The organism is Pseudomonas sp. 05N434 (assembly GCF_056396965.1).
Map to the genome: position 1 here is coordinate 1 of NZ_JBFTMK010000791.1, position 1650 is coordinate 1650.

Annotated in this window: 2 protein-coding genes; both read left to right on the plus strand. The window is 58.9% G+C overall.

Annotated elements, in window-relative coordinates; genetic code table 11:
* Window positions 1-775: phosphotransferase family protein (locus AC1DLB_RS29410; RefSeq protein WP_477786230.1), on the plus strand; the 775-nt coding region annotated here is incomplete at its 5' end.
* A 25-nt stretch (window positions 776-800) separates the two neighbouring features.
* On the plus strand, window positions 801-1568 hold the full coding sequence (locus AC1DLB_RS29415; RefSeq protein WP_477786231.1) for an SDR family oxidoreductase: 768 nt from the start codon (window positions 801-803) through the stop codon (window positions 1566-1568).
* The last annotated feature ends 82 nt before the right edge of the window (window positions 1569-1650 follow it).

Genomic DNA, 1650 nt, shown 5'->3' on the forward strand with positions numbered 1-1650 from the left:
GCACTGCACTGACGAATCGGTGATCGGCGCCGAGTTCTATGTGATGGAACGGGTCAAGGGGATCATCCTGCGCGCCGAACTGCCACCGGAACTGGGCCTGGATTCGGCGAAGACCGAAAACCTGTGCAAGAACTTCATCGACAAGTTCGTCGAACTGCACCGTGTCGACTACAAGGCTTATGGCCTGGGTGACCTCGGTAAACCCGAAGGTTATGTCGCGCGGCAAATCAAAGGCTGGAGCGAGCGCTACGAAAAAGCCCTGACCCCGGACGCGCCGAAGTGGGAAGCAGTAAAGGCCTGGCTCAACGACAAAATGCCAGCCGATCACCCGACGTCGAGCATCGTCCACAACGATTACCGCTTCGACAACGTGATCCTCGATCCGAACAACCCGATGCAGATCATCGGTGTGCTGGATTGGGAGCTGACCACCCTCGGTGACCCGCTGATGGACCTGGGCAACACCCTCGCCTACTGGATCGAAGCCGACGACCCGGCACCGGTGCAACTGATGCGCCGCCAGCCAAGCCACGCCCCCGGCATGCTGACCCGCCGCGAATTCGTCGATTACTACGCCGAGCGCGCCGGCATCCAGATCGACAATTTCGACTTCTACTACACCTATGGCCTGTTCCGTCTGGCCGGCATCGTGCAGCAGATCTACTACCGCTTCTTCCATGGTCAGACCCAGGACAAACGCTTCGCACAGTTCATTCACATGAACAAACTGCTGGAGCAGATGAGCTTGCAGGTCATTCAGAAATCCAGCCTCTGATCGGGCCCCATAACAAGGAAAAATCATGTCCAAGACTCAGTTGTTCGACCTCGACGGCAAGATCGCTTTCGTCTCAGGTGCCAGTCGCGGCATCGGTGAAGCCATCGCCAAACTGCTGGCGCAGCAAGGTGCCCACGTGATCGTTTCGAGCCGCAAGCTCGACGGCTGCCAGCACGTCGCCGACGCGATCATCGYCGCCGGCGGCAAGGCCACCGCCATTGCCTGCCACATCGGTGAGATGGAACAGATCACCCAGGTCTTCGCCGCCATCCGCGAACAATTCGGGCGTCTGGACATCCTGGTCAACAACGCCGCGACCAACCCGCAGTTCTGCAACGTGCTGGACACCGACCTCAGCGCCTTCCAGAAAACCGTCGACGTGAACATTCGCGGCTACTTCTTCATGTCGGTGGAAGCCGGCAAGCTGATGCGCGAACACGGTGGCGGCAGCATCATCAACGTCGCCTCGATCAACGGCATCTCGCCGGGGATCTTCCAGGGCATCTACTCGGTGACCAAGGCAGCGGTGATCAACATGACCAAGGTGTTCGCCAAGGAATGCGCGCAGTTCGGCATTCGCTGCAACGCCTTGCTGCCGGGTTTGACCGACACCAAGTTTGCATCGGCGCTGGTGAAGAACGAGGCAATTTTGAACACCGCATTGCAGCAGATTCCACTCAAGCGCGTGGCGGATCCGAGTGAAATGGCCGGTGCGGTGTTGTACCTGGCGAGTGATGCTTCCAGCTATACGACCGGGGTTTCGCTGAATGTGGATGGTGGGTTCCTGTCCTGATTCGGTTTTGCGAATAAACCGAAGGCAGCCTCAGGGCTGCCTTTGGTGTTTGATCGGCGGGCTCGTGGAAGACTCTCGCCTG